The 25,938-nt window shown below is 69.6% G+C and carries 22 protein-coding genes and 1 pseudogene; 8 read left to right on the top strand and 15 right to left on the bottom strand.

Annotation, left to right across the window (positions count from 1 at the left end; all coding sequences use genetic code 11):
- Positions 1–58: 58 nt before the first annotated feature.
- From AB0269_RS11305 to AB0269_RS11290, 4 genes are read right to left on the bottom strand one after another with little or no spacing between them, the layout of a single operon-like run.
- Complete coding sequence (locus tag AB0269_RS11305; RefSeq protein WP_366211292.1) at positions 59–1,150, bottom strand: ABC transporter permease; 1,092 nt, start codon at positions 1,148–1,150, stop codon at positions 59–61.
- Positions 1,147–1,962, bottom strand: a complete 816-nt coding sequence (locus AB0269_RS11300; RefSeq protein WP_366211291.1) for an ATP-binding cassette domain-containing protein — start codon at positions 1,960–1,962, stop codon at positions 1,147–1,149. Before AB0269_RS11300 ends, AB0269_RS11305 begins: the two co-directional genes overlap by 4 nt.
- On the bottom strand, positions 1,959–2,783 hold the full coding sequence (locus tag AB0269_RS11295; protein WP_366211290.1) for an ABC transporter ATP-binding protein: 825 nt from the start codon (positions 2,781–2,783) through the stop codon (positions 1,959–1,961). The genes AB0269_RS11300 and AB0269_RS11295 overlap by 4 nt, the downstream gene beginning before the upstream one ends.
- A gap of 56 nt (positions 2,784–2,839) precedes the next feature.
- Complete coding sequence (locus tag AB0269_RS11290) at positions 2,840–4,510, bottom strand: ABC transporter substrate-binding protein (RefSeq protein WP_366211289.1); 1,671 nt, start codon at positions 4,508–4,510, stop codon at positions 2,840–2,842.
- Between the two features lie 161 nt (positions 4,511–4,671).
- Between AB0269_RS11290 and AB0269_RS11285 the strand changes: the two genes are divergently transcribed.
- The gene (locus AB0269_RS11285; RefSeq protein ID WP_366211288.1) at positions 4,672–5,313 is read left to right on the top strand and encodes a TetR/AcrR family transcriptional regulator; all 642 of its coding nucleotides are present in this window, start codon (positions 4,672–4,674) and stop codon (positions 5,311–5,313) included.
- A gap of 10 nt (positions 5,314–5,323) precedes the next feature.
- The gene (locus tag AB0269_RS11280) at positions 5,324–6,538 is read left to right on the top strand and encodes an amidohydrolase (protein WP_366211287.1); all 1,215 of its coding nucleotides are present in this window, start codon (positions 5,324–5,326) and stop codon (positions 6,536–6,538) included.
- Between the two features lie 10 nt (positions 6,539–6,548).
- Here the strand turns inward: AB0269_RS11280 and AB0269_RS11275 are convergent, their stop codons facing one another.
- Complete coding sequence (locus AB0269_RS11275; protein WP_366211286.1) at positions 6,549–7,244, bottom strand: GTP pyrophosphokinase family protein; 696 nt, start codon at positions 7,242–7,244, stop codon at positions 6,549–6,551.
- A 97-nt stretch (positions 7,245–7,341) separates the two neighbouring features.
- On the opposite strand from AB0269_RS11275, the gene AB0269_RS11270 reads away from it, so the two are divergent.
- The 4 genes and pseudogenes from AB0269_RS11270 (at position 7,342) to AB0269_RS11255 (ending at position 12,150) form a co-directional block, all read left to right on the top strand.
- Positions 7,342–7,911 carry a GNAT family N-acetyltransferase gene (locus AB0269_RS11270; protein ID WP_366211284.1) on the top strand — a complete coding sequence of 190 codons (570 nt, stop codon included), beginning with the start codon at positions 7,342–7,344 and terminating at the stop codon, positions 7,909–7,911.
- 94 nt (positions 7,912–8,005) lie between these two features.
- Positions 8,006–10,012 carry an APC family permease gene (locus AB0269_RS11265; protein ID WP_366211283.1) on the top strand — a complete coding sequence of 669 codons (2,007 nt, stop codon included), beginning with the start codon at positions 8,006–8,008 and terminating at the stop codon, positions 10,010–10,012.
- A 54-nt stretch (positions 10,013–10,066) separates the two neighbouring features.
- Positions 10,067–11,482: pseudogene (locus AB0269_RS11260) on the top strand (ATP-binding protein); the annotation flags it as partial.
- Entirely contained in the window at positions 11,479–12,150 is a 672-nt protein-coding gene (locus tag AB0269_RS11255; RefSeq protein WP_366211281.1) for a response regulator, read from the top strand. The pseudogene AB0269_RS11260 and the gene AB0269_RS11255, both read left to right, overlap by 4 nt.
- Before the next feature lie 141 nt (positions 12,151–12,291).
- On the opposite strand, the gene AB0269_RS11250 is transcribed toward AB0269_RS11255, so the two are convergent.
- From AB0269_RS11250 to AB0269_RS11240, 3 genes are all read right to left on the bottom strand, one after another.
- The gene (locus tag AB0269_RS11250; RefSeq protein ID WP_366211280.1) at positions 12,292–15,168 is read right to left on the bottom strand and encodes an AAA family ATPase; all 2,877 of its coding nucleotides are present in this window, start codon (positions 15,166–15,168) and stop codon (positions 12,292–12,294) included.
- 56 nt (positions 15,169–15,224) lie between these two features.
- A complete protein-coding gene (locus AB0269_RS11245; RefSeq protein WP_366211279.1) occupies positions 15,225–15,467 on the bottom strand; it encodes a hypothetical protein in 243 nt (80 codons plus the stop codon).
- A gap of 109 nt (positions 15,468–15,576) precedes the next feature.
- A complete protein-coding gene (locus tag AB0269_RS11240; protein WP_366211278.1) occupies positions 15,577–16,137 on the bottom strand; it encodes a TetR/AcrR family transcriptional regulator in 561 nt (186 codons plus the stop codon).
- Between the two features lie 93 nt (positions 16,138–16,230).
- Here AB0269_RS11240 and AB0269_RS11235 point away from each other — a divergent pair, with 93 nt between their 5' ends.
- Positions 16,231–17,073: an alpha/beta hydrolase gene (locus AB0269_RS11235; RefSeq protein WP_366211277.1), complete on the top strand. Its 843-nt coding sequence runs from the start codon at positions 16,231–16,233 to the stop codon at positions 17,071–17,073.
- Positions 17,074–17,118: 45 nt separating this feature from the next.
- Here the strand turns inward: AB0269_RS11235 and putP are convergent, their stop codons facing one another.
- From putP to AB0269_RS11200, 7 genes are all read right to left on the bottom strand, one after another.
- On the bottom strand, positions 17,119–18,651 hold the full coding sequence (gene putP, locus AB0269_RS11230) for a sodium/proline symporter PutP (RefSeq protein WP_366211275.1): 1,533 nt from the start codon (positions 18,649–18,651) through the stop codon (positions 17,119–17,121).
- A gap of 64 nt (positions 18,652–18,715) precedes the next feature.
- Positions 18,716–19,771, bottom strand: a complete 1,056-nt coding sequence (locus AB0269_RS11225; RefSeq protein ID WP_366211274.1) for a DUF998 domain-containing protein — start codon at positions 19,769–19,771, stop codon at positions 18,716–18,718.
- 100 nt (positions 19,772–19,871) lie between these two features.
- Positions 19,872–20,831 carry a siderophore-interacting protein gene (locus tag AB0269_RS11220; RefSeq protein WP_366211273.1) on the bottom strand — a complete coding sequence of 320 codons (960 nt, stop codon included), beginning with the start codon at positions 20,829–20,831 and terminating at the stop codon, positions 19,872–19,874.
- Positions 20,821–21,621: an ABC transporter ATP-binding protein gene (locus AB0269_RS11215; protein ID WP_366211272.1), complete on the bottom strand. Its 801-nt coding sequence runs from the start codon at positions 21,619–21,621 to the stop codon at positions 20,821–20,823. The genes AB0269_RS11220 and AB0269_RS11215 overlap by 11 nt, the downstream gene beginning before the upstream one ends.
- Entirely contained in the window at positions 21,618–22,685 is a 1,068-nt protein-coding gene (locus AB0269_RS11210; RefSeq protein WP_366211271.1) for an iron ABC transporter permease, read from the bottom strand. The genes AB0269_RS11215 and AB0269_RS11210 overlap by 4 nt, the downstream gene beginning before the upstream one ends.
- Positions 22,685–23,722 carry an iron ABC transporter permease gene (locus tag AB0269_RS11205; RefSeq protein ID WP_366211469.1) on the bottom strand — a complete coding sequence of 346 codons (1,038 nt, stop codon included), beginning with the start codon at positions 23,720–23,722 and terminating at the stop codon, positions 22,685–22,687. Before AB0269_RS11205 ends, AB0269_RS11210 begins: the two co-directional genes overlap by 1 nt.
- A 5-nt stretch (positions 23,723–23,727) precedes the next feature.
- Entirely contained in the window at positions 23,728–24,762 is a 1,035-nt protein-coding gene (locus AB0269_RS11200) for an iron-siderophore ABC transporter substrate-binding protein (protein ID WP_366211270.1), read from the bottom strand.
- 141 nt (positions 24,763–24,903) lie between these two features.
- Between AB0269_RS11200 and AB0269_RS11195 the strand changes: the two genes are divergently transcribed.
- Entirely contained in the window at positions 24,904–25,938 is a 1,035-nt protein-coding gene (locus tag AB0269_RS11195; protein WP_366211269.1) for an FUSC family protein, read from the top strand.

Raw genomic sequence — 25,938 nt, 5'->3', positions numbered from 1 at the left:
TCGTGCGGATGAGGAACGTGTCGGGCGCTCCGGCCCGCTTCTGAGTCGTCGTCATGGTTCAGCTCTCCGTCTGGCGCGTGCGCGGGTCGAGGAACGCGTAGGCGATGTCGGCGAGGATGTTCGCGACGAGCACCGACAGCGTGATCACGAGGAACACGCCCTGCATGAGCGCGTAGTCCTTCGCGTTCGTGGCATCCAGCAGGAGCTTGCCGACGCCGGGATAGCTGAACACCATCTCCATGACGATCGTGCCGCCGACGATGAAGCCGATCGACAGCGCGAAGCTCTGGATCTGCGGCAGTACGGCGTTGCGGGCGGCGTAGCCCCACAGCACGCGGCGGTTCGGCATGCCCTTGGCCTGCGCGACCGTGATGTAGTCCTCGTCCAGCACGGTGAGCATCATGTTGCGCATGCCCAGCATCCAGCCGCCGAGCGAGGCGATCACGATGGTCAGCAGCGGCAGTGTGCCGTGGTGGATGACCTGGCCGATGAACTCGAGGTTCCAGCCCGGAACCATGCCGACCCCGTAGGCCTTGCCGATCGGGAACCACTTCAGGTTGACCGAGAACACGGCGATCGCGAGGAGCCCCAGCCAGAAGTACGGGATGGTGCTGAGGAACGTCGTGATCGGGATGAACGCGTCGAGCCTGCTGCCGCGGCGCCAGCCGATGAACGCGCCGCCGATCGTGCCGATCGCGAACGACACGATGGTCGCGAGGCCCACGAGCCCGACGGTCCACGGCAGCGCCTGGCTGATGACCTCGGTCACCGGGCGCAGGCCGTGCAGCAGCGAGACGCCGAGGTCGCCCCGGAACAGCAGTCCCCAGTAGTCGAGGTACTGCTGCCACAAGCTCTTGTCGGTGTCGAGGCCCAGCAGGGCGCGCAGCGCGTCGGCTGCCTCGGGCGAGACGTTGCGGTTGCGGGCCAGGTACTGGGTGACCGCGTCGCCCTTCATCATGCGGGGCAGGAAGAAGTTGATCGTCAGGGCCGCCCACAGCGTGAACAGATAGAAGGCGGCGCGCCCGCCCAGGAAGCGCCACGGAATGCGGCTGCGGCCTGCGACGACCTTCGTCGCGGTGGTGCCCGCCTCGACGGCGTCCGGAACGGCGCGCGTCTCGGCAGGGGGCAGCTGGGGTTCGACCGCGGTCATCGGGCACCTCCTGCGTCTGCCGCCCATCCCGCCGCCTGGAAGTGCCGCTCCGGGTCGGGGGATGCCGCGCGCAGCTCCTGCGTGTACGGGTCCTGGGGGCGGAGGATCACGTCATCGGCGGTGCCGTGCTCGACGATCCGGCCCTGGTTGAGCACGATGATCTCGTCGCTGAAGTGGCGGGCCGTTGCGAGGTCGTGCGTGATGTAGAGCACGCCGAGGCCCTCCTCGCGCTGCAGATCGGCGAGCAGGTTGAGCACGCCGAGGCGGATCGAGACGTCGAGCATCGAGACCGGCTCGTCGGCGACGAGGATCGCAGGTCGGGATGCCAGGGCGCGGGCGATCGCGATGCGCTGGCGCTGGCCGCCGGAGAGCTCGTGCGGACGCCGGTCGATCACGGCATCCGGGTTCAGCCGCACGCGCTCGAGGAGGCGGCGCACCTCGGCGTCCGTCTCGTCCTTCGGCACCACGTCGTCCAGGCGCAGCGGCCGCTCGAGGTGGTACCGGATCGAGTGGTACGGGTTGAGCGAGGCGAACGGGTCCTGGAAGACCATGCGCAGCTGCTGGCGGTACGTGCGCAGCCCCTTGCCGCGGCGCGGGATCGGCCTCCCGTCGAGGAGCACCTCGCCGCTCGTGGGCGTTTCGAGCTGGGTGAGGATCTTGGCGATCGTCGACTTGCCACTGCCGGACTGGCCGACCAGGCCGATGGTCTGCCCGGACTGCAGAGTGAAGCTGACGTCGTCGAGGGCCGTGAGTTGACCTGCTCCTCTGACGTTGTAGACCTTGGTGACGTGGCGGACTTCGAGGGTGCTCATCGCACCACCACCCCCTTCTCGCCGGTGAGGCGCGGGAACGACGACAGGAGCGTCTTGGTGTACTCGTCCTGCGGGTCGCGCCAGATCTGCTCGGCGGTGGCGAGTTCGACGATCTCGCCCTCGCGCATGATGGCGATGCGGTCGCTGATCTCGAGCAGCAGCGGCAGGTCGTGGGTGATGAAGATCACCGAGAAGCCGAACTCCTCGCGCAACTGCGAGATCTGGCGGAGGATCTCGCGCTGCACGAGCACGTCGAGTGCCGTGGTCGGCTCGTCCATGACCATCAGTTGCGGACGCAGGGCAAGCGCCATGGCGATCATGATGCGCTGGCGCATGCCGCCGGACAGCTCGTGCGGGAACGAGCGGGCGCGCTGCGCCCCGACCTTGACGATCTCGAGCAGCTCGGCCACGGCATCCCGCCGGTCGCGCCGGCTCATGCCGGGGCGGTGCACCTCGAAGACGTCCTCGAGCTGCGACCCGATCGTCGCCACCGGGTTCAGGGCGTTCATCGCCCCCTGGAAGACCATCGAGACCTTGTCCCAGCGGAAGCGCCGCATCTGCTCGGCGCCGAGGTCGTTCACGTCGATGTCGGACCCGCTCGAGTCGTGGAAGACGACGGAGCCTCCGGTGATCACCGCGGGCGCCTTGAGCAGGCGCTGGATGCCGTACGCGAGAGTCGTCTTGCCGCAGCCGGATTCTCCGGCGAGGCCGAGGATCTCGCCGCGCTCGAGCTCGAGCGAGACGTTCTTCACCGCCGCGACCGGCGGGTCGACGTCGTACACGACCGAGAAGTCGCGGACGGACAGCAGGGGGTCTGTCATGGGTTTGCTCCATCCATGATGGATGCCGGGACCGAAGCCCCGGCATCCATCGTGACTTACTTCGCCTCGAGGTTCGTCAGGATCTGGACGATGCCCGGCTGGGTCGGGTCGCCCGACGCGTACTGGTCGTCCTCACTAGGCCATCCGACGTAGTTGCGGGTGTTGAACTCGCCCAGCAGCGGGTGCGCGCCCAGCGGGATCGCCGGCACGTTCTCGGCGAACGCCTTCTGCATGACCTCGGATGCCGCGGCACGGTCCTCGTCCGTCGACGCGTTGGCGTACGTGTTCAGCGCCTCGGTGACGGCGGGGTCGTCGAAGCGGCCGAAGTTGTACTGGGCCTTGTCGTCGACGATCCACTTCGGGTCCATGGTCGAGGTGTACAGGCCGTACACGTTGCCGGTGTCCTCGAGCCAGTGGATGATCGCCTGGAAGGTGCCCTCCTGGCGGGCGGCGTCCCAGCCGCCCCAGTCGGGCTGATCGACCTTGACCTCGATGCCGAGCGCCTCGTCGAGCTCCTCGGCGATGAGCGCCTGCTCGGTGTTCCAGTCGCTCCATCCGGCCGGGACCGAGATCGAGAACGACACGGCCTCGCCGTCGGGGTCGATGAGCTTGTCGCTCTCCCAGGTGTAGCCGGCGTCGGTCAGGATCTCCTTGGCCTTGTCGACGTCGACCGAGTAGTTCACGTCCTTGTACTCGGGCGCGATCTCGTCCTCGAGGAGGGTGCCCAGGCCCGTGACGTTCCACACCGGCTCGCTCGCGCCCTCGCGGGCGATGTCGACGTACGCCTGACGGTCGATCGTCCAGGCGAGCGCCTCGCGCAGCGCCGGGTCGTTGAACGGCTTGGTCTGCAGGTTCATGAACAACGTGCCCGCGCCGGCGGTCGGCGACACGAGGAACTGGTTGTTCTCGTCCGCGGAGAGGTAGCTGGACTCGATCTGCGGGATGAACGCCTGCGCCCAGTCGGCCTCGCCGGACGCGAGAGCGGTGGTGAGGGCGGCGTTGTCGCCGTAGGAGACGTAGTGCAGCTCCGGAACGGCGAGGTCGCCGCCCCAGTAATCCTCGTTGGCGGCCAGCGTGACCGACTCCGTGGTCCAGCTCGAGAGCACGTACGGACCGGTGCCGACGGCGAGACCCTCCCCGGTGAGCGGGTCGGTGTTCGGGTCTTCGATGCCCTCCCAGATGTGCTTCGGCACGATCGGGGTGTGCAGCACGCGCGCCTGCGCGGTGAACTTCGAGTCGGCGAACTTCAGGGTCACGGCGTCGCCGTCGACCGTCGCGCCCTCGTAGTGCAGGCCCTGCGAGTCGGCGAGCTTGCCGTTGAGGTACATGTCGAACGTGAAGACGATGTCCTCGGCGGTGAAGTCCTCGCCGTCGCTCCACTTCACGCCGCTTCGCGGGACGACGGTGAGCTCGGTGTAGTCGTCGTTCCACTCGACCGATTCGGCCAGCCACGGGGTGGTGCCCAGGTCGCCGGTCGGGTTGACGAGGGCGAGCGGCTCGAAGATGACCTTGGCATAGCCGTACTTCGATGCGGACGAGTCGCCCAGGTACGGGTTGTGCGACTCGGTGGTGATCGCGCCGTCGGGCTTGGCGATCGTGAGCGCGGCGGTGCCTGCGCTGCCGGAATCGCCGTCGTCGGTGGTGCCGGATGTCGAGCATCCGGCGAGGGCACCGACGCTGAGGGCGGCGATCGCGCCGACGGCGATCAGAGATCTGCTGAGCTTCATTGCTTCTCCTTGGACACGGGTCTTTGTGTAGGGCTGGAGTGCCGGGATGGTGATTAGCTTACTTGTGAGAAAGTAAACTGCAGTGAGATTACCGACAAGTCAGTAAGCTTGGCAAGCGACGGATGCCGGACCGTTACACTCACCAGAAGAAAGGGGATGCCGTGGCCACTGAGAACGCGACGCGCACCCGTCCGGCCACCCGTCAGAAGCGCACAGAGATCCTCCGCGCGGCCGTCGACATCTTCGGCACGAAGGGCTCCGCGAACGGGACCCTCGCCGACGTCGCCGAGCAGGTCGGGATGACGCACGCCGGCATCCTGCACCACTTCGGCTCCAAGCAGAACCTTCTCCTGGAGATGCTCGCCTTCCGCGATCAGGCCGACGTCGAGGATCTCGTCGAGCAGCACATCCCCGGCGGACCCGAGCTCTTCCTGCACCTCGTGCGCACCGCCTTCGTGAACGCGCAGCGCCCCGGCATCGTGCAGGCGTACACCGTGATGTCGGCGGAGTCCATCACCGACGACCACCCGGCGCGCGAGTACTTCGAGGAGCGCTACTCGACGCTGCGGCGCGAGATCACCGAGGCGTTCAGCGAGCTGTGCGCACAGGAGGGCGTCACCGACCAGAGCACCGTCTCGTCGGCCGCCGCCGCGATCCTCGCCGTCATGGACGGTCTGCAGCTGCAGTGGCTCCTGCATCCGGGCGTCGTCGAGCTCGGCGAGACCAGCCAGTTCGCGATCCGCGCGATCGTGAACGCCGTGCTGAAGCCGGGCCCCGAGCTGGAGACGTACGCACAGGGCTAGGCTCGGCCCCATGAGCATCGACCTCGACGCGCTGTACCGCGATCTGCACCAGCATCCCGAGCTGTCCTTCCAGGAGACCCGCACAGCCGGTATCGCCGCCGGTCACCTTCGAGACCTCGGACTGGAGGTCGAGGAGGGCGTGGGCATCACCGGCGTCGTCGGCGTCCTCCGCAACGGCGACGGGCCGGTCGTCTGGGCCCGCGCCGACATGGACGCGCTGCCCGTCGAGGAGCTCACCGGACTGCCGCACGCGAGCACGGCGACGGGGGTCGATCCGGCCGGCCACGTCGTACCGGTCATGCACGCCTGCGGCCACGACATGCACGTCACCGCGATGATCGGCGCCGTCGAGCGCCTGGTCGCCGATCGGGACGCGTGGTCGGGCACGCTCGTGATTCTCATCCAGCCGGCCGAGGAGTACGGCGCGGGCGCCAGGGCGATGCTGGATGCCGGGATCCTCGACCGCCTGCCGAAGCCCGATGTCGTGCTCGGGCAGCACGTCACTCCCCTTCCCGCCGGCGTCATCGGCGTGCGCAGCGGCACCCAGATGGCGGCATCCGACGGTCTGACCGTGACGCTGCACGGCCGCGGCGGCCACGGCTCGCGCCCGCACACGACGATCGATCCCGTCGTCATGGCCGCGGCGACCGTCATGCGGCTGCAGACGATCGCGTCGCGCGAACTGGATCCGCAGGAGGTCGGCGTCGTCACGGTCGGGTCGATCCACGCCGGCACGAAGAACAACATCATCGCCGCCGACGCCACGCTCGAGCTGAGCCTGCGTTACCCCGACGACGAGGCGCGCGAGCGCGTGCTGGCCGCCGTCGAGCGGATCGTGCGGGCCGAGTCCGCGGCATCCGGCGCCGAGCGCGAGCCGGAGTTCCGCACCGACCACACGCTTCCGCCGACCATCAACGATGCGGATGCCACGGCGCGCGTCGCCGCGGCGCTGGAGCGCGCACTCGGCGAGGGGACTGTGATCGATCCCGGCATGTTCACCGGCAGCGAGGACGTCTCGTGGTTCGCCCGGGATGCCGGTGTCCCTCTTGTGTTCTGGTTCTGGGGCGGCGTGGATGCCGAGGTGTTCGCGCAGGCGAGGGCCGCCGGCACCGTGGCCAGCAGCATCCCGACGAATCACTCGGCGTACTTCGCGCCCGTCATGCACCCCACGATCGAGGTCGGCGTCACGGCGATGGCGACCGCGGTGCGCGAGTTCCTGGACTGAGGACGCGCCGCTACACCTGCACGACGCGCGGGGGCGGGGGCGGCAACTGGCGCCGCGGCACGCCGTGCGCCTCGCGGTGCAGCCGCTCCATGCGGGCATCGAGTTCGGATGCGGCTTCCGCGGCGTCCGACAGGCTCTCGACGAGATGCGAGGGCACCTGGTTGGAGAACTTGTAGTAGATCTTGTGCTCGAGGCTCGCCCAGAAGTCCATCGCTATCGTGCGGAACTGCACCTCGACCGGCACCAGCAGCGGCCCGGTCGAGAGGAACACCGGCACCTCGATGATCGCGTGCAGGCTCTTGTAGCCGTTGGCCTTGGGCTCGGCGATGTAGTCCTTGACGACGCGGACCGTGATGTCGTCCTGCTGGGTGAGCAGATCGAACAGCTGGTAGACATCGGCGACGAAGCTGCAGGTCACCCGAACTCCGGCGATGTCGGTGATCTCCTCGCGGATGCGCTCGAAGTCCGGCTCGTCGATGCCCTTGCGAGCGATCTTCTCGACGATGCTGTCGGGCGTCTTCAGCCTGCTCTTGACATGCTCGATCGGGTTGTAGGCGTGGTCGTGCAGGAACTCGTCGCGCAGGATCGAGATCTTCGTCTCCACCTCCCGCATCCCGAACTCGTACTCCCGGAGGAAGCGTTGGAACTCGTCACGGAGTTCGCGGGTCTGGCGGATGGCGTCTTCGGTGACCTCGATGGTCGTCATGGCTTCGACGTTACGGGTTCGTGATCGGAACGGGCTGTGCGTTCGTCATGAGCGGACAGGATGCCGCTTCCGCCGCCCGCGCTCGTAGGATCGCAGGATGACCGACACCCCGTGGCCCCTCCGGACCGAGCGCCTCGAGATCCGACCCGCCACCGCAGAGGACCTCGGCGCGATCTGGGAGTACCGGCGCCTGCCCGAGGTGAATCGCTGGCTGGGGCCGGCGCCCGCGACGCGCGAGGCCTTCGACGATCTGTACCTCGACCCCGAGCGGCTCGCCACCACGCTCCTGATCACGAGGCCGGAGGACGGCGCCGTGATCGGCGACATCATGCTGAAGATCGGCGATGCCTGGGCGCAGCGCGAGGTCATCGAGCAGGCGAAGGGCACCGAGGCGGAGCTCGGCTGGACGCTCGCGCCCGAGCACACCGGCCAGGGTTACGCGACAGAGGCGGTGCGCGGAGTGATCGACGTGTGCTTCGGGGCGCTCGGTCTGCGCCGGGTGCACGCCGGATGCTTCGCCGACAACGAGCCGTCCTGGCGGATGATGGAGCGCCTCGGGATGCGGCGCGAGGAGCACAGCCGCAAGACGGCGCTGCATCGCTCGGGCGAATGGATGGACGGCATGAACTACGGCCTGCTCGCCGAGGAGTGGCCGGCATCCCGCTGACGCCGTGAGGATCGCGTGAGGGTCGCGCACGCGCCCGTAGGGATTCCGTGAGGATGCCGTCCGGACGGCCGACGTGCGCGTACGTTCGTCGTTCGTGACAGACCAGACCCCGGATGCCCCGCCGCTCGCGAAGCGGCTCATCATCGGCGACCCGCTCACGACCGAGCAGGTCGACGAGCAGCTCCTGCCCAAGCGCCGCGCGCTGCCGATCTTCGCCTCGGACGCGCTGAGCTCGGTGGCGTACGCGCCGCAGGAGCTCGTGATGATCCTCCTCATCGGCGGGCTCTCGTTCCTGTCGTTCAGCCCCATGGTCGCCGCAGCCGTCGTCGTGCTGCTCATCGTCGTCGTGCTCAGCTACCGGCAGCTCATCAAGGCCTACCCCTCCGGCGGCGGCGACTACGAGGTCGCCCGCACCAACCTCGGCGAGATCCCCGGCGTCGTCGTCGCCGCGGCTCTGCTCGTCGACTACGTCCTCACGGTCGCGGTGTCGGTGGCATCCGGCGTCGACAACATCATCTCCGCGCTGCCCGGTCTGAACCCGTGGCGGGTCGAGCTCGCCGTCGGGTTCGTGATCGTGCTCGTCATCGTGAACCTGCGAGGCGTCCGCGAGGCATCCACCGTCTTCGCGATCCCGACGTACGTGTTCATCGGGTCGGTGGGCGTCATGATCGTCACCGGCCTCGTGCGCGCAGCCATCGGCGATGCCCCCGTGGCATCCAGCGCCGAGTTCGCCGTGCACGCCGAGAGCCTCAGCCAAGCGGCTGTGATCCTGCTGATCCTGCGCGCGTTCTCGAGCGGATGCTCCGCCCTCACCGGCGTCGAGGCGGTCTCCAACGGCGTCCCGGCGTTCCGCACCCCGAAGGTCCGCAACGCCCAGAACACCCTCGTGCTGATGGGATCGATCGCGATCTGCCTGTTCGCCGGCCTCACCGCCCTGGCGCTCATCACCGGCGTGCACTACGCCGAGAACCCGTGCGACCTCATCGGGTTCGACTGCTCGAACCCGCAGCCGAGCCTCATGGCCCAGGTGGCCGCCGCGACGTTCGGCGGAGGCAGCATCCCGTTCTTCATCGTGCAGGCGGCGACGGCCTGCGTGCTGCTGCTCGCGGCCAACACCGCCTTCAACGGCTTCCCGCTGCTCGGCGCCGTGCTCGCCCGCGACGGCTACGCGCCGAAGGCGCTGAACACCCGCGGCGACCGCCTCGTGTTCTCGAACGGCATGATCCTGCTGGGCCTTGCTGCGATCGCGGTGCTCATCGTGTTCCAGGCGCGGCTGACGACGCTCATCCAGCTGTACATCATCGGCGTCTTCGTCTCGTTCTCGCTCGGCCAGATCGGCATGGTGCGGCACTGGCGGCGGATGCTGCGCGGCCCGCTCCGTGTGAAGACGGACGCCACGGCATCCGAGCGGCGCTCGGCGTACTCGGGTCTCGCGATCAACGCCGTCGGCGCCGTCTTCACGGTGCTCGTGCTCCTGATCGTGACCGTGACGAAGTTCACCCACGGCGCGTACCTCGTGTTCTTCGCGATCCCCGTGCTGGCCCTCCTCATGATCGGGGTCAAGCGCTACTACCGCGATGTCGAGCACGAGGTGGCGATGGACGACGACACCCGCTTCGGGGCATCCGGCGACGTCGCGATCGTGCTCGTGAACCGGCTGCAGAAGCCGGTCATGAAGGCGCTCGACTACGCTGTCGCCGCCGACCACGACAAGACGTTCGCCGTGCACATCGCCTCCGGCGGGGAGGATGCCGAGCAGCTGCAGCGGGAGTGGCATGCGCACGGCATCCCGGTGCCGCTCGTCATCGTCGACTCGCCGTACCGGACGTACGCGCAGCCGGTCGCGCAGTTCATCGAGCGCTACCGCGAGAAGCACGGCCCCTCGGTCGTGACGGTCTACCTGCCGCAGTACATCGTCGGCCACTGGTGGGAACGGCTGCTGCACAACCGGCGGGCGCGGCGCATCGCGAACCAGCTCATGCTCGTGCACGGCGTCTCGATCACGCTCGTGCCGTGGCTGCTGGACTCGTCCGAGCTCATCTACGGACGCCGCTCCAGGCCCGTCCCCGGCCAGGAGCGCTCCGGTCACGTCGGAGTCTAGGATTCAGACATCATGAGCACTCCTCCGCTCGACGAGCCGGCCCGGCCGTCGATGCTCCTCCGGCTCACCGGCGGCGCCGCGCTCGGCTGGCGGCGCGAACTGTGGGGGTACGCTGCGACGTTCGTGCTCGGTCCGCTCCTGACCTGGCTGCTGTTCGCTCTGAGCAGCCCCGAGTCGATCACCTACGAGGTGCTGTCGTACCAGCTGCTGGTCGTGGTGGTCGCCCTGATCGGCGGACTGCGCCCGGCTGTTCTGGCGGCCGTGCTCTCGGGCATCACCCTGGATCTGCTGTTCGTCGCTCCGGCGTTCACGATCGCGATCGAGCATCCGCTGCACGTGGTCGCGCTCGCCCTGTACGTGATCATCGCCGTGATCGTCGGCCTCATCGTCGCCGTCGCCGCCCGCCGTGCGCGCGACGCCGAGCGGGCGGCGCGCGAGGCAGAGCTGCTCGCCTCTGTCGCCGGCAACGTGCTGCGCGGCGACAGCGCCGTGCTCGCCCTCGTGAGCAGGACCCGTGAGGCGTTCGGTCTGAGCGGCGTGCGACTCGTGGCACCCGACGGCACGGTCATCGCCATGGACGGCGAACCCGTGCGCGACGGACGGTCGACGGTGGCGCCGATCGCCGCGCGCGGGGCCCGCGCACCGCAGGCCACTCTGGAGCTGCACGGCGGACCGCTCAGCGAGCCGTCCCGGCGTCTGCTCGACGTCATCGTCGCGCAGCTCGCCGCTGCGCTCGAACGGGAAGCCGCCGCGCGTGAGGCGGACGCCCTCGCCGAGACCGACCAGGTGCGCAGCGCCCTGCTCTCGGCTGTGAGCCACGATATCCGCCGCCCGCTCGCCTCGGCCGTCGCCGCCGTCGGCGGGCTCCGTGACGACGGCAGGCTCTCCGAGCAGGATCGCCGGGAGCTCGTCGCCACGGCGGATGAGAGCCTGGCGACCCTGTCGGCGCTCGTGACGGATCTGCTCGACGTCAGCCGGGTGCAGGCCGGCGTCCTCGCGGTCTCGCTGTCTCCGGTGGATGCCGCCGGCAGCGTCACCGCGGCGCTCGATGAGCTCTCACTCGGCCCCGGTGATGTCGAGCTCGACCTGGAGCCGCAGCAGCCGGCGCTGCAGGCCGACCCCGTCCTGCTGCAGCGCGTGCTCGTGAACGTGCTCGCCAACGCCCACCGGCACTCGCCCGCCGAGCGGAAAGTCACGGTGTCGACGCGTCGGAACGGCGACGACGGCGAGATCCGCATCATCGACCACGGAGCGGGGGTGCCGGCCGAACGCCGCGCAACGATGTTCCAGCCGTTCCAGCGCTCCGGAGACACCGACAACACGACGGGTCTCGGACTCGGCCTCGCCCTGTCGCAGGGCTTCACGGAGGGCATGGGCGGTACGCTCCGGCCCGAGGAGACGCCGGGCGGCGGACTCACGATGGTCGTCTCGCTCCCGGTCGCGGCCGAGGATGAGACGGTGGAGGCATGAAGCTCCTCATCGCCGACGACGACCCGCAGCTCGTGCGCGCGCTGCGGATCACGCTCGGCGCGCACGGCTACGACGTGGTCGCCGCCCCCGACGGCGCGGCCGCGATCACGACGGCCGCGGCAGCCCGCCCCGACATGATCCTGCTCGATCTCGGGATGCCGCAGCTCGACGGCATCCAGGTCATCCAGGCGCTGCGCGGCTGGACGAGCGCACCGATCATCGTCGTGTCCGGACGCACCGGGTCTGCCGACAAGGTGGAGGCGCTGGATGCCGGCGCCGACGACTTCGTCACCAAGCCGTTCCAGATCGACGAGCTGCTCGCGCGCCTGCGCGCGCTGTCGCGACGCGTGCAGAGCGCCGCAGCCGACGCCGTCGTCTCGTTCGGCGACGTCGTCGTCGACCTCGCCGCGAAGTCGGTGACCCGCGGCGAGCACCGCGTGCACCTCACACCGACCGAATGGCAGATGCTCGAGCACCTGGCACGAAGCCCCGGTGCCCTCGTCACCCGCCAGGATCTGCTCAAGGACATCTGGGGCAGCGATCAGGTGACCGATTCCGGCTACCTGCGGCTGTACATGTCGCAGCTGCGCAAGAAGCTCGAGGCGACGCCCGCCGAGCCCGTGCACCTGCTGACCGAGGCGGGCATGGGGTACCGGCTCGTGCTGTAGCCGGGGCCAGGATCAGGACGTTCACCCGAGATCAGGACGGGATCCGGCAGATTGTCCTGATCCGGGTCACTCGTCCTGCACCCGGAATGCCCCGGGCGGGCATGGGGTACCGGCCCGTCCGGTAGCCGGGACGCCGTGGACTCAGCGGCGCGCGGTGAGCATCGCCGCTTCGGTGCGGCTGGAGACACCGAGCTTGCGCAGGATCGCCGACACGTGCACGCTCGCGGTCTTCGCGCTGATGAAGAGCCGCGCACCGATCTGCTTGTTGCTGAGTCCCTCGGCGATGAGGTCGAGCACCTGGGCCTCGCGGGCCGTGAGCTCGAGGTCACCGCTCACTCCGGACCCCGGGTCATGCGCCGACTCGTGCGCGCCCACGCCGCTCGCCGTGCCGAAGCTCCGGATGCTGCGCTGCAGCGGCACGTGACCGATCGCGACGGCGGCGGACTCGGCACTCGCCACGGCTTCCTGCGCCTCGCCACGGCGGCCCTCCGCGACCAGCTCGCGGGCGAGCTCGAGCAGCACGACACCGCGCATGACCGCAGGCAGGTCGTCGCCCTCGGTGAGCTCGGCCGCGGCCCTCAGCTTCTCGACGGACGGATCGAGCAAGGCATCGAGCACGTTCGACCACGAGTCGGAGCGGACGGAGGCGGGCAGCGCGAGCCAGAGACGGCGGATCACGGCGATCGCATCGTCGACGGGCACGTCGGCAGCTCTGACCTCGGCGACCGCCCAACCGGACTCGAGCAGCAGCCGGTACGCGTGCAACGACTCGAATGTCTCGTCCTGCTCGGCGATCGTGAGCACCGAGGCAAGGGCGTCGCGCCACCGGCCGCGGGCGGCCGACAGGGCGATGTCGTTCTCGAGATTGCGGTACCAGGCCTGGCGCTCCAGGTCGCCGGATCGCCGGAGCACCGGCATCCATTCCTCGCGGAGCTGCTCGGCCTCGTCGACGAGCCCCTGCCAGGCGAGTGTGCGGATGCGGGTCAGGGTGACGTACTGATCATTGAGCACCTGCGTGCGCCCGGCGGGCACCGCGGCGAGCAGCGCGACGGCGCGGTCGATCTCGCCGAGCGACAGCAGCGGCTCGACCATGTTCTGCGCCATCAGCGTGCCGTTGGCGCGTTCGACGCCCAGGTCGCGGGCACGCGTGATGCCCGCCGACGCGACGTCGAAGGCCTCGCGGTGACGGCCGATGAGCTCGAGCACGTCGGAGTAGTTGACGAAGTAGCGCAGCTCGGCGCCGCCGTTGCTGAACGGAGCGAGCCGTGCGGCCTCGCGGAAGTCGGCGAACGCCTCGTCCATCTGCCCGAGGTGCATGCGGCACGTGCCGCGCAGATTGTGCGCGACGGACATCTCGTGCGGATCGTCGGCCCGCGTGGCGACCTCGAGCGCCTGCGTCGCGGTGATGGTCGCCTCGGCGCGCAGGGACGCGAGCATGTACTTGCCCGCGAGGGCGTTCAGCAGCATCGCGTGCAGCCGATCGTCGTCGACCCCGCGGTCGATGAGCTCGAGGGCTTCGAGGTAGTGGTCGATCGCACCGGGCTGCCCGAGGTTCGACAGGTACTGCCCCTTGTCGCGCAGCAGGCGGACATGCTCGGCGGCATCGGTGTCGTCGTCGACCTCGGCGAGGGCGCGATCGACGACGACGAGCGAGCGCTCGGCCTCGCCCGCGTTGCGGAGGATCGATCCGATCTGCCGCATGAGGGTGATGTGCGGGATGCCGGTGACGGATGCGGCATCCGGAACCTGCTCCCACAGCTCGAGCGCGATCTCGCCGAACCGCGCGGCCGAGGCGAAGGCGAAGCGCCGCTTCGCATCCTGCATCGCGATCACGGTCGCCGCCAGCGCGCGATCGGGGACCTGAGCGAGGCGCCAGTGATGGGCGATCGACGAGCGGTCGCAGTAGTCGGGCGCGGGAGACCGCGCCTCGACCGCCTCGGCGTAGGCGCGATGCAGCCGCGCCCGCTCACCGGGCAGCAGATCGTCGTGCACGGCCTCGCGCAGCAGCGCGTGCCGGAACGAGTACACGTCGTCGTGGACGGAGAGGATACCGCCCGCAGCGGCGGCTCGGATGCCGGCGTCGAGGCGCTCGTCGGAGAGTCCGGCGAGCTCGGCCAGCAGCGAGTGCGACAGCGATCCCTCGGCGCCGGATGCGATCTGCACGACATGACGCGCGTCGCTGTCGAGCTGGTCGAACCGCACGAGGAGCATGTCGCGGAGGGAATCGGGCAGGGGGCCCGAGGCGCAGCACGCGACCTCTTCGATGAAGAAGGGGACGCCCTCGGCCCGTTCGACGAGCCGCTGCAGGGCGGCGTCGCTCAGGGGTCCGCCGTGGAGCTGCTCGACCATCCGCCTGGTCGCCTCGCGGTCGAGGCGCTCGAGGGCCAGGCGCTCGATCACCCGCGCGCGCGTGTTCTCGGCGATGAACCGGCTCACGGCGTCGCCGCGGCGCACATCGTCGCTGCGGCAGGTGAGCAGCAGCAGCACGCGCCCCTGCTGCAGCGTGCGCAGCAGGTACGAGAGCATGACGAGGGTGGAGTCGTCGGCCCAGTGCAGGTCTTCGATCACGACGACCTGCACAGCGCGCTCGGCCGCCGATTCGAACAGCGTCGCCACGGCGTTGCGCAGCGCGTCGGGGCTCGTGCTCTCGCGCGACGGCTGGCCCTCGCCGAGTTCAGGGACGAGCATGCGGAGGGCTTCGGCGCCGGCCCCGACCGCTGCCCGCGCCTCGTCGATGCCGAGCGTGTCCACCACCGAGCGCAGGATGCGGGTGAGCGGGCCGTAGGCCGAACGCGCCGAGCCGAGGTCGAGGCAGCGCCCGACATGCGTCTCGACCGCGGCGTCGGCGGCGAGACCTGTCAGGAACTCCCGCAGCAGGCGGGTCTTGCCGATGCCGGCCTCGCCCTCGATGAGGACGGCGGACGGCTCGCCCCCTGCTGCGCGATCGAACGCGCGCCGCAGACCGGCGAGGTCGCCGTCGCGCCCCACCATCGTCGTGCCGTCCGCCGGTATGGTCACCACTTCATGGTGCCACGCACCTCCGACATCGGGACCGGCGATTGCGATGAGGGCGCTCACCGTGCGTATGCGGGCTGGGGGACCTCGTCGCGGATCTCGCGGACGCTGTCTGCCGCGACCGCTGCCGCCGCGGCATCCGTCTGGTGACGGCGTAGCCAGCCGCGTGCCCGCGAGACGAGACGGCGCTCGCGGCGGACCAGCCGGTCGGGGTTCTCGCTGACGATGCGCTTGAGCTCGTTCTCGCGGTCCAGGCGCTCCTGCTCGACGACGATGGTGCTGTAGATGAAGTTCTCGTACATGGTGTGGACCTCTCTGATGATCTGAGTCCACACTCCGCTCTAAGGCACCCCTCCGGCATCGGACAGATGCCCTATCTTCTCCGCAGCACCCTGCGCCTCGTCTGAGGCGTCACACCGAGACGGCGTCGATGAGGACCTCGGCCGCCTGACGCGCGTGCACGGCGACGCCCGGATCCGCCGAGATCGCCGCCGTGCTCTGGGCACCCTCGGCGAGGATCGACAGCTGCGCGGCGAGGGATGCCGGGGCGCCGGTCCCGGCGACGAGCTCGGTCATGTACTGCTGGAAGGAGGCCTTGTGCTCCCGCACGATGGTCGCGACCTCCGGCGAGGTGCCGCCGAGTTCGCCGAAGGCGTTGATGAACGCGCAGCCGCGGAAGTCGTCGGTGCCGAACCAGATCTCCAGGAAGCCGTACACCGCCAGCAGCCGCGCCCTGGCATCGTCGCCGGCATCCGCCACCGCACCGGTCAGCATCCGCTCCCACTCGTCGTGCTTGCGCGCCAGGACCGCCCGGATGATGTCGCCCTTGGAGGGGAACAGGCCGTACAGCCGCTTCAACGACACTCCGGCCGCCGTGCGCAGCTCGTCCATCCCGACGGCGGCGTATCCCTTGGCGTAGTAGAGCTGCTCCGCGGCATCGAGGATGCTCGCACGTGCCTCTTCCGTATTCATGACTCCAGTCTACTTGACAAGAGAACGATCGTTCTCTACATTGGTTCCCATCGCGGAGAACGATCGTTCTCCCACCAGTGGAAAGAGAAGATCATGGGCTACATCACCGTCGGCGCCGACAACTCCGCTCCCGTCGAGCTGTACTACGAGGACCAGGGCGCAGGGCAGCCGGTCGTGCTCATCCACGGCTACCCGCTCGACGGCCACAGCTGGGAGAAGCAGACGCGCGAACTGCTCGCGCAGGGCTATCGCGTGATCACCTACGACCGGCGCGGATTCGGCCAGTCGTCGAAGACGGGTTCCGGCTACGACTACGACACGTTCGCCGCCGATCTGAACACCGTGCTGGAGACGCTCGACCTGCGCGACGTCGTCCTGGTCGGTTTCTCGATGGGCACCGGTGAGCTCGCCCGCTACGTCGCACGGTACGGCCATGAGCGGGTCGCGAAGCTCGCGTTCCTCGCCTCGCTCGAACCGTTCCTCGTGCAGCGCGATGACAACCCGGAGGGGGTGCCGCAGGCGGTGTTCGACGGCATCGCGGATGCCGCGAGGACCGACCGCTACGCCTGGTACACCCAGTTCTACAAGGACTTCTACAACCTGGACGAGAATCTGGGCTCCCGGATCAGCCAGGAGGTCGTCGACGGCAGCTGGAACGTCGCGATCTCGAGCGCTCCGGTCGCGGCGTACGCCGTGGTTCCGGCATGGATCGAGGACTTCCGCGCGGACGTGGAGTCGGTGCGCAGCGCTGGCAAGCCCACCCTGATCCTGCACGGCACCGCTGACAACATCCTGCCGATCGACGCCACGGCTCGCCGCTTCCACCAGGCCGTCCCCGAGGCCGACTACGTCGAGGTCGAGGGCGCCCCGCACGGGCTCCTGTGGACGCACGCCGACGAGGTGAACGCGGCGCTCACCGAGTTCCTCGGCAAGTAGCATCCGCTCGCCGGAGCACCGGCGACGCACGACGGGCCGGAGGCGCTAAGGCGTCATCCGGTCCGTCCGCGCGCCGCGGCCCACGCCGTTCACCGTCAGCAGCGACCCGGTGTCGGTGAACTCCTGCAGGATCTCCTGCTGGCGCTCCGACCCTTCGCGATGCGTGAGCAGGCTGACGACCACGGCGACCAGCAGGGCGCACACGAATCCGGGCAGGAGTTCGTACATCTGCGGCCACACGGCCTTCCAGACGAAGACGCCGGCCGCACCGACGAACATGCCGGCCAGGGCTCCCCAGTTCGTGAGCTTCCGCCAGAACAGGCTCAGCAGGATGATCGGACCGAACGCAGCGCCGAAGCCCGCCCATGCGAACGACACAAGCCCGAGGATGGTGTCGTTGGGCACGATCGCGAGAAGGGCGGCGATGACGCCGACGACCAGCACGGTCAGCCGGCCCAACGTCACCAGGAGCTTCGGCGACGGCTCCTTCTTGACCACCTTGAACAGGTCCTCCACGAGCGCGGACGACGCCACGATCAGCTGACTGGAGATCGTGCTCATGATCGCGGCGAGCACGGCGGCCAGCACGAGGCCGGCGACGAACGGATGCAGCAGCGTCTGCGACATCACCAGCACGACGGTCTCCGGGTTGCTCAGATCGATCCCCTGCTGCGCCATGTAGGCGATGCCGACGAGGCCCGAGAACACCGCGCCGATCAGCGAGATGATCATCCAGGTCATGCCGATGCGGCGAGCGCTCTTCGCCTCGCGCGGGCTGCGCAGCGCCATGAACCGCACGATGATGTGCGGCTGCCCGAAGTAGCCCAGGCCCCAGGCGAGCGCGGAGACGATGGCGAGGATCGTGCCGCCGGTCAGTGCGGTGCCGCCGATGAGCGACAGGTGATCGGGTGCGAGCTCGTCGATGTACGCACCGACCTCGCCGAAGCCGCCGACGGCGATGACGGCCGCGACCGGCACGACGATGAGGGCGATGACCATCATCAGTCCCTGCACCACGTCGGTGAAGGATGCGCCGAGGAACCCGCCGAACAACGTGTAGAGCAGCGTGACCCCGGCGACCAGCCCCATGCCGAGCAGGTAGTCCGAGTTGAACGAGCTCTCGAAGAACACGCCTCCCGCGACCATGCCGCTGGAGATGTACAGCGTGAAGAACACCAGGATGACGACTCCGGCGAGGATCCGCAGCAGGCGGGACGAGTCGCGCAGCCGGTTCTCGAAGAAGCTCGGCACCGTGATCGAGTTGCGCGACACCTGCGTGTACGCGCGCAGGCGCGGCGCCACGAGCAGCCAGTTCAGGTACGCGCCGATCGTCAGGCCCACGGCGATCCAGGCCTCGATGAGCCCGGACAGGAAGATCGCGCCGGGTAGGCCCATCACGAGCCATCCCGACATGTCGGATGCCCCGGCGCTCAGCGCCGCGACCCACGGCGGCAGATTCCGCCCGCCGAGCATGTAGTCCTCGTGATCGGTGGTGCGGCGGAAAGCCAGATAGCCGATGAGGAGCATGGCTGCGAAGTACAGCCCCAGCGCGATGAAGATGAAGATCTGATCGGACATCGTCGTCCCTTTCGTCATCGATCGTTCCCCCGATAGTGACAGGGTTGCGCTGCGACGGCTACCCCTACCCCTTCAGCAGCGAAGCGCGCACCGACGGCCTGGTCCGATCCGGGGTGAGCACCGCGAGCACGCGTACGAGCGTGGTCAGCCACAGCAGCGCCAGCCCGATGATGATCGCCTCGAGCGCCGTGATCGAGAACAGCCCGAACGCGAACGCCAGCACGACGGCGACGACGATGAGCAGCGCCACCCCTGCGGTCGTCAGCAGCAGGGCGGGCGGCGGGCCGGGGATCGTGATCACGGTCAGAACGCCCGCCGCGACGAACAGGACGAGCGTCGAGAACGCGGCGATGTTGTGCACGAGGACGATGCGCTCCAGGGGGAACAGCCCCACGGCGGCGAGCGCAGCGCCGGCGGCCGCCCAGAGCGCGACGACCCAGGCGATCCGCCCGAGAGAGGCGTCGCCCCGGATGCGGTGCAGATCGCGGCCGATGTACGAGCCGACCGTGGCGGTGAGGATGCCGGCGACGACGAGCGTGCCGTTGAACGCCCAGGCGCCGGTGCCGATCCCGAGCTGCGAGAAGTTCAGCTCCCACCACTGCGGGTCGGCGGCCGTGATCATCGCGAACAGGGTGCCGATGATGAGGTACCCGAACAGCAGGTTCGCGAGGTCGGCGGTGCGCAGGCCGATGCCGGCTTCGAACGCGAGGCGGCCGGCCACGGCGCTCGCGACACCGGTGATGAGGCCCCCGCCGACGGCCGACAGCTGCAGGCCCTGCAGGCCGGCGCCGAGCACCTCGGTGGTCAGCAGCACGCCGAGCGCGGTGACTCCGGCGAAGGCGACGGTCAGCGCGATGGCCGACAGCGACGAGATGATCACCTGCCAGCGCGGCATGGCCGCGTGCTCGCCCCGGCGGTGCAGCTGTGTCGAGACGACGAAGGATGCCGCAGCAGAGACGGCCGCGATGATCGCCGCGGGGACGCCGACCGAGCCGTCGCCGGCCACCGGGCGCGGATCACCGGCGAGCACGACGATGCCGGCCGCGGTCCCGACGACGAAGCACACCACGGTCGCCCAGATCGCTCTGGTCTCGCGCGCCATCCGCTCCGCAGCATCCACGTGTCCATCAGAACACGAGGGTGCGACGATAACGCGCAAACCGCCCTCCGCCGAGGACAGGAAGCGCGGTTTGCGCGTTGTCGAGCGTGTGACGAGGGATTCAGCCACGCATGGCGACGCCGCGGCGCCAGTAGCCCATGAAGGCGACCTGCGCCCGGTCGATGCCGAGCTCCTTGACGAGGTGGCGGCGCAGCGTCGTGACCACGCCGCTCTCGCCGGCGATCCAGAAGTAGCGGTCGACGTCGGCGGCCTCAGCGCCCAGCGTCTCCCCGCTGCCGGAGTAGATCGGCGTCTCCCAGACGAGGTCCTCGCCCTCGGCATCCTGAACCGTGATCTCGCTGTGGCCGGTGTCGCCGAGGTAGTCGAGCACGGTCGGGATCACGCGCAGGCCGTGCGCGGCATCCCCCCGGGGCAGCCAGTGCACCTCGACGCGGTCCGGCGCATCGATCGGCAGGACGTCCTCGCCGACGGGCACCTCGATGAACGCGATGCCGCGCAGGTCACGCGGGGCGTCCTCGAGGATGCGGGCGATCGCCGGCGCCGCCGTCTCGTCGCCGACGAGCACGACCGAGGATGCCGCACCCGGGGCGTACTCGATGCCGCTACGGTCCTCGCGGCCGCGCCGGGGGCCGACGATCCACAGCTCGTCGCCGACGGCCGCGCTGCTCGCCCACAGCGAGGCGGGACCGGTGAGCCCCGGCGCCAGGTGCAGCACGAAGTCGACGACGACCTCGGTGCCGGACGCTTCGACGTGCTCAGCGGCCGGAGTGCGCAGCTCGCGGATCGAGTACGTGCGCATCGACCCGCGCTCGTCCTCCGGGACGGCGAGGTACGCGCCCCACCAGTCGTCGGTCTCGCGATCGATGTCGGGCAGGATGCCGGAGGGCGGCGGGAAGACGAGCTTGATCCGCGCGTCGTAGACGTCGCCCGGGGTGCCGAACTCGTCGAGCTCGCTGCCGCCGAAGGTGACCCGCACGAAGTTCGGCGAGACGCGTTCGACGGCGCGCACCTCGGCGCGGGCGAGGACGTACGGCGGACGGGTGCGCGTGTCAGCGGACATGATGCCTTCCGATCGGGGTCACCATGGGCTTCCCCGACACCGGGTCCGTGGTGATCTGGTTCGCCATGCCGAAGACCTCTTCGACGAGCGTGCGGGTGAGGACCTCGCTCGGCGCGCCCGACGCGTGCACCCGGCCCTGGCGCATCGCGACGAGCTCGTCGCTGTAGCGGGCCGCGAGGTTGAGGTCGTGCAGCACCATGACGATCGTGGTGCCGCGGGCGCGGCTGAGGTCGGTGAGCAGGTCGAGGACCTCGACCTGGTGGGCGACGTCGAGGAATGTGGTGGGCTCGTCGAGCAGCAGGATGTCGGTCTCCTGCGCGAGGGCCATGGCGATCCAGACGCGCTGACGCTGGCCGCCGGAGAGCTCGTCGACGCTGCGATCGGCGAGATCCGAGATGCCGGTGGCCTCCAGCGCATCGGCGACCACCTCGTAGTCGTGGGCCGTCCAGCGGGCGAGCACCTTCTGGTGCGGATGCCGTCCTCGTCCGACCAGATCCGCCACCGCGATGCCTTCGGGCGCGATCGGCGACTGCGGCAGCAGGCCGAGGATTCGGGCGACCTCCTTGGTGGGCCGGGAGTGCACCGACCTGCCGTCGAGGACGATCTGGCCGGATGCCGGCGACAGCAGACGCGCGAGCGAGCGCAGCAGCGTCGACTTGCCGCATCCGTTCGCTCCGACGATCGAGGTGATCCTCCCGGGCGCGATCTGCAGGTCGAGGCCCTCGATGACGGTGCGATCGCCGTAGCCGAGAGTGACGGCTTCGGCGGTGAGGGTGTGCGCTTCGGTCACAGCGAGCCTCCCGAGCGGTTGGTGCGGATGAGCAGATAGATCAGGTACGGCGCGCCGAGGACGCCGGTGACGACGCCGACGGGGTAGCGGGTGCCGAGGGCGAACTGGGCGAGCAGGTCGCTGCCCAGCACGAGCACGGCGCCGACCAATGCGGACGGCAGGAGCAGGTTCGCGCCAGGGCCGACGATGCGGGCGGCGATCGGCCCCGCCATGAACGCGACGAACGCGATCGGGCCCGTGCCGGCGGTGGCGAAGGCGAGCAGTGCGACGGCGCCGATGATGAACAGCACGCGGGTGAGGTTCACGCGCACACCCAGGCCCGCGGCGGAGTCGTCGCCGAGCTGCAGCATCCCGAGGGCCCTGGCCTGCGCGAACAGCAGCGGCAGCAGCACCAGGCTCGCGATCGCGAGCGGGGCGACGTCATCCCACGAGGCGTTGTTCAGGCTGCCGGCGATCCACCGCATGGCCGTCTGGATGTCCCACTGCGCCGCTCGCGAGAGCACGTAGGAGATGACGCTCTGCAGCATCGCCGCGATGCCGATGCCGATGAGGATCAACCGGATGCCGGAGAATCCGCCCTTGTTCGAGAGCAGGTAGATGGCGATCGCCGTGACCAGCGCCCCCGCGACCGCGAGCGCCGACACGGACGGCCCGCTGAGCCCGAGGACGACGATCCCGACGACCGCGGCGGCGCTCGCACCCTGCGTGATGCCGATGATGTCGGGGGCTGCGAGCGGGTTGCGCAGCAGCGTCTGGAACGAGACGCCGCCGATGCCGAACGCGATGCCGGCGAGCAGCGCCATGGCGGTGCGCGGCAGCCGCAGCTCGCCCACCGTGAACGACGCTCCGGGCACCGTCTCGCCGAGGATGACGCGGATCACCTCGTCCGGCGTGTAGAAAGTGTTGCCGACCATGAGCGCCGTGGCGGCCAGGGCGACGAGGAGGGCCCCGAGGATGCTGTTCGCGACGACGTGCCTGCGGCGGCGCATCCGGCGCCCGGCGGCGATCGCCGCCCCCGCATCCGATCCCTGAGCCTGTCGAAGGGTCGGCACCCGCGCGGCCATCACAGCTCCCTCACCCTCTGACGGCGCACGATCCAGATGAAGAACGGCGCGCCGATGACGGCGGTGATGATCCCGACCTGGATCTCCTCCCCGTTCGGCGCGATCACGCGGCCGACGATGTCGGCCGCCAGCAGCAGGGCAGAGCCTGCGAGCGCGGTGAACGGCAGCAGCCAGCGGTGGTCGGTGCCGATGAGCATCCGGCAGAAGTGCGGGATGACGAGGCCGACGAATCCGATGGGGCCGGCGATGGCCGTGGCGGCGCCGGCGAGGATGACGGCGCCGAGCGCCGAGATGAGCCGCGTGCGGAAGACGTTCTCGCCGAGCCCTGCGGCCATGTCGTCGCCGAGCGCGAGCGAGTTCATGCCGCGCGAGCAAGCGAAGCAGATGAGGGCGCCCGCCGCGAGCGCGGGCGCGGTGATCGCGATCCTCGGCCATTCCGCGCCGCCGACGCCGCCGACCTGCCAGGACTGGAAGGCTGTCAGCAGATCGACGCGCGGGAGCATGACGGCGCTGATGAGCGAGGCGAGCGCGGCCGATGTCGCGGCTCCCGCGAGCGCGAGCTTGAGGGGGGTGGCGCCGCCGCGGCCGAGCGACCCGACGGCGTAGACGAAGACTGCGGCGAGCGCTGCGCCGACGACGGCGACGGCCATCTGCGTGAAGGCGCCGGTCGCGCCGAAGAAGGCGAGGCCGATGACGACCGCGAGCGATGCGCCGTTGGCGACACCCAGGATGCCGGGGTCGGCGATGGGGTTGCGTGTCACTGCCTGCATGGTCGCACCGGAGAGCGCGAGGGCGGCTCCGACGAGGATCGCGAGCACCGTGCGCGGCATCCGCTTGACGATGGCGGCCTGCTCGACGGTGTCGGTGTGACCGCCGAGGCCGGCGAGGATGTCGTCGATCGAAACGGCACGGACGCCGAACGACACCGACAGGATGCTCAGGACGAGGATGACGCCGACGCCGATGAGCAGCCACGCTGTGCGCACCGATGCCGGGCGCCGCAGACCCGCGGCGCCCGGCGTCGGTGCTGTGGTGATCGAGCTCACTTGCCCGTCAGCGGTGCCTCGAGGATCGAGAAGTACTCGTCGATCCCCCACGGGATCGACAGCGGCGACGGGTTGGCGGAGTTGGCGATCGGGGTGGCGTCGGGCAGGATCGCGATCTGCCCCTGGGCGACCGCGGGGATCTTGCCGAGCAGCGGGTCTGCCTGGAGGGCGGCGACCATCGACTCGTCGCCGTAGGTGATGAACAGGTCGACGTCGTCGAACTTGTCGACCTCTTCGGCGCTGACGGTCAGGTAGAAGTCGGTCGCGTCGGCGTTGTCCTTCAGGATCTGCGGCTCGGGAAGGCCCAGGTCGAGGAGGAATCCGGGGCGCGTGTCGACGGGCGTGTAGAAGCCCACCTGGCTGAAGTCGTTGGGGTCGATGTAGGTGAACAGGACCTTGGCGTCCTTCAGAGCCGGGTGCGAGTCGAGCGCCTCCTGCGTCTGGGCCTCGAGGTCGGTGACCAGGTCCGCGCCCTCGTCAGCGAGCCCCAGGGCGGTCGCGTTCATGGTGATCATGTCCTGGTAGGAGGTGCCCCAGGCGACCTCAGGGTAGGCGATGGTCGGCGCGATCTTGGAGAGCGTGTCGTAGTCCTCCTGCGTGAGTCCGGAGTAGGACGCCAGGATCACGTCGGGGTTCGTGTCGGCGACGGCCTCGAAGTCGATGCCGTCCGCCTCGTCGAAGAGCACCGGGGTCTCGGCGCCGAGCTCGTCGAGCTTCTCCTCGACCCAGGGGAGGACGCCGTTCTCGTCGTCGTCGCCCCAGGCCACCTTGCTCATGCCGACCGGCACGATACCCAGCGCGAGCGGCACTTCGTGGTTTGCCCACGCGACGGTCGCGACGCGCTCCGGCTTCTCGGTGATCGTCGTCTCGCCGTAGACGTGCTCGACGGTGACGGGGAAGGCGTCAGCGGATGCCGGGTTGGAGCCGGCTGCGGTGTCGTCGGTGCTCGTCGGCGCCGTCGAGGAGCATGCGGCGAGGCTGAGCGCGAGGGCCGCTGCGGCGCCGAGGGCGAGGAGTCGGGAGGTACGCACGGGCGTTCCCTTCAAGGGTTTCGGTGGGTTCGGGAGGCGGCCGGGAGCCGGACGGCTTTGGTAAGCCTCCCCTAAGGTATCACGGGGTTAGGGTGACCTCAGTTGCTGATGACGTGATGGCGACGGCGCTAGCGTTGTGCCATGAGGGTGACGGCGTCGGTGCGGAGCGCGAAGCGCAGTCCGCTGCTGCAGGTCGCGAAGTCGGCGATCGCCACGATCGGCGCGTGGTTGATCGCGGGCTGGCTCATCCCCGGCCCGCTGCCGGTGTTCGCGGCGATCGCCGCGCTGCTGGTGGTGCAGCCGAGCGTCAACCAGTCGTTCGCGAAGGCGCTGGAGCGCAGCATCGGCGTGATCGTCGGCGTCGTCATCGCCGTGGCCCTGAGCCTGCTGCTCGGCGCGCAGAGCTGGGTGGTGCTGCTGGCGATCGTCGTGGCGATGCTCGTCGCGTGGGCGCTGCGCGCCTCACCGGGAACGGGCAATCAGGTCGCGATCTCGGCGATGCTCGTGCTCGCTCTCGGATCGTCGAACCCCGAGTACGCGATCGATCGGATCCTCGAGACGCTGATCGGAGTGAGCTTCGCGCTCGTCGTCAACGCGCTGCTCGTGCCCCCGGTGCTCATCGCCCCCGCCCGTCGAGACCTCGGTCTGCTCGGCACCGAGATCGCTGCGAGCCTGGACCGCCTGGCCGCAGCCCTCTCGAGCACGCAGCGGCCGGGCGATCTGCAGGGGCTGATGGTCGAAGCGCGCCTGCTGCGCCCGATGCAGGCGGCGGCTGCGGCATCCGTATCGGCCGGCGAGGAATCCCTCACGCTCAACCCGCGCCGCGCGGCCAGAGGCGAGATCGCCGAGATGCGCGCGCTGCTCGATCGCCTCTCGCCGATCGTCACGCAGGTGATCGGGATGACGCGCGCGTTCTTCGACCACTACGACGACACGCTCGCCGAGGAGCCGACGGTGCACGCGATCGCCGAGCAGCTGCGCCGCGCAGGCCACGACGTCAGGCTCGCGGTGCAGGTCGCAGACATCGCTCCGGAGCCCGCGGCCGAGACCTCGGCGATCCCGGCGCTGACCGCACCGCTGCAGGTGCGGCCGCCGGCATCCGGTCACTGGATCCTGATCGGATCGCTCATGGAGGACCTGCGCCGGATCCGTGAGGGGATCATCGGCGAGGACTGA

Origin of the sequence: Microbacterium sp. NPDC077644, assembly GCF_040702785.1 — a bacterium.
Lineage (GTDB): Bacteria > Actinomycetota > Actinomycetes > Actinomycetales > Microbacteriaceae > Microbacterium.
This window is presented reverse-complemented; position numbering and strand designations above follow the sequence as displayed.

Bases quoted from the DNA above. Each gene is read 5' to 3' on its own strand.
- AB0269_RS11275 (WP_366211286.1), bottom strand. From the start codon at position 7,244: ATGACGACCATCGAGGTCACCGAAGACGCCATCCGCCAGACCCGCGAA.
- AB0269_RS11210 (WP_366211271.1), bottom strand. From the start codon at position 22,685: ATGGCCGCGCGGGTGCCGACCCTTCGACAGGCTCAGGGATCGGATGCG.
- AB0269_RS11255 (WP_366211281.1), top strand. From the start codon at position 11,479: ATGAAGCTCCTCATCGCCGACGACGACCCGCAGCTCGTGCGCGCGCTG.
- AB0269_RS11220 (WP_366211273.1), bottom strand. From the start codon at position 20,831: ATGTCCGCTGACACGCGCACCCGTCCGCCGTACGTCCTCGCCCGCGCC.
- AB0269_RS11240 (WP_366211278.1), bottom strand. From the start codon at position 16,137: ATGAATACGGAAGAGGCACGTGCGAGCATCCTCGATGCCGCGGAGCAG.
- putP (WP_366211275.1), bottom strand. From the start codon at position 18,651: ATGTCCGATCAGATCTTCATCTTCATCGCGCTGGGGCTGTACTTCGCA.
- AB0269_RS11235 (WP_366211277.1), top strand. From the start codon at position 16,231: ATGGGCTACATCACCGTCGGCGCCGACAACTCCGCTCCCGTCGAGCTG.
- AB0269_RS11280 (WP_366211287.1), top strand. From the start codon at position 5,324: ATGAGCATCGACCTCGACGCGCTGTACCGCGATCTGCACCAGCATCCC.
- AB0269_RS11245 (WP_366211279.1), bottom strand. From the start codon at position 15,467: ATGTACGAGAACTTCATCTACAGCACCATCGTCGTCGAGCAGGAGCGC.
- AB0269_RS11270 (WP_366211284.1), top strand. From the start codon at position 7,342: ATGACCGACACCCCGTGGCCCCTCCGGACCGAGCGCCTCGAGATCCGA.
- AB0269_RS11195 (WP_366211269.1), top strand. From the start codon at position 24,904: ATGAGGGTGACGGCGTCGGTGCGGAGCGCGAAGCGCAGTCCGCTGCTG.
- AB0269_RS11295 (WP_366211290.1), bottom strand. From the start codon at position 2,783: ATGACAGACCCCCTGCTGTCCGTCCGCGACTTCTCGGTCGTGTACGAC.
- AB0269_RS11305 (WP_366211292.1), bottom strand. From the start codon at position 1,150: ATGACCGCGGTCGAACCCCAGCTGCCCCCTGCCGAGACGCGCGCCGTT.
- AB0269_RS11290 (WP_366211289.1), bottom strand. From the start codon at position 4,510: ATGAAGCTCAGCAGATCTCTGATCGCCGTCGGCGCGATCGCCGCCCTC.
- AB0269_RS11300 (WP_366211291.1), bottom strand. From the start codon at position 1,962: ATGAGCACCCTCGAAGTCCGCCACGTCACCAAGGTCTACAACGTCAGA.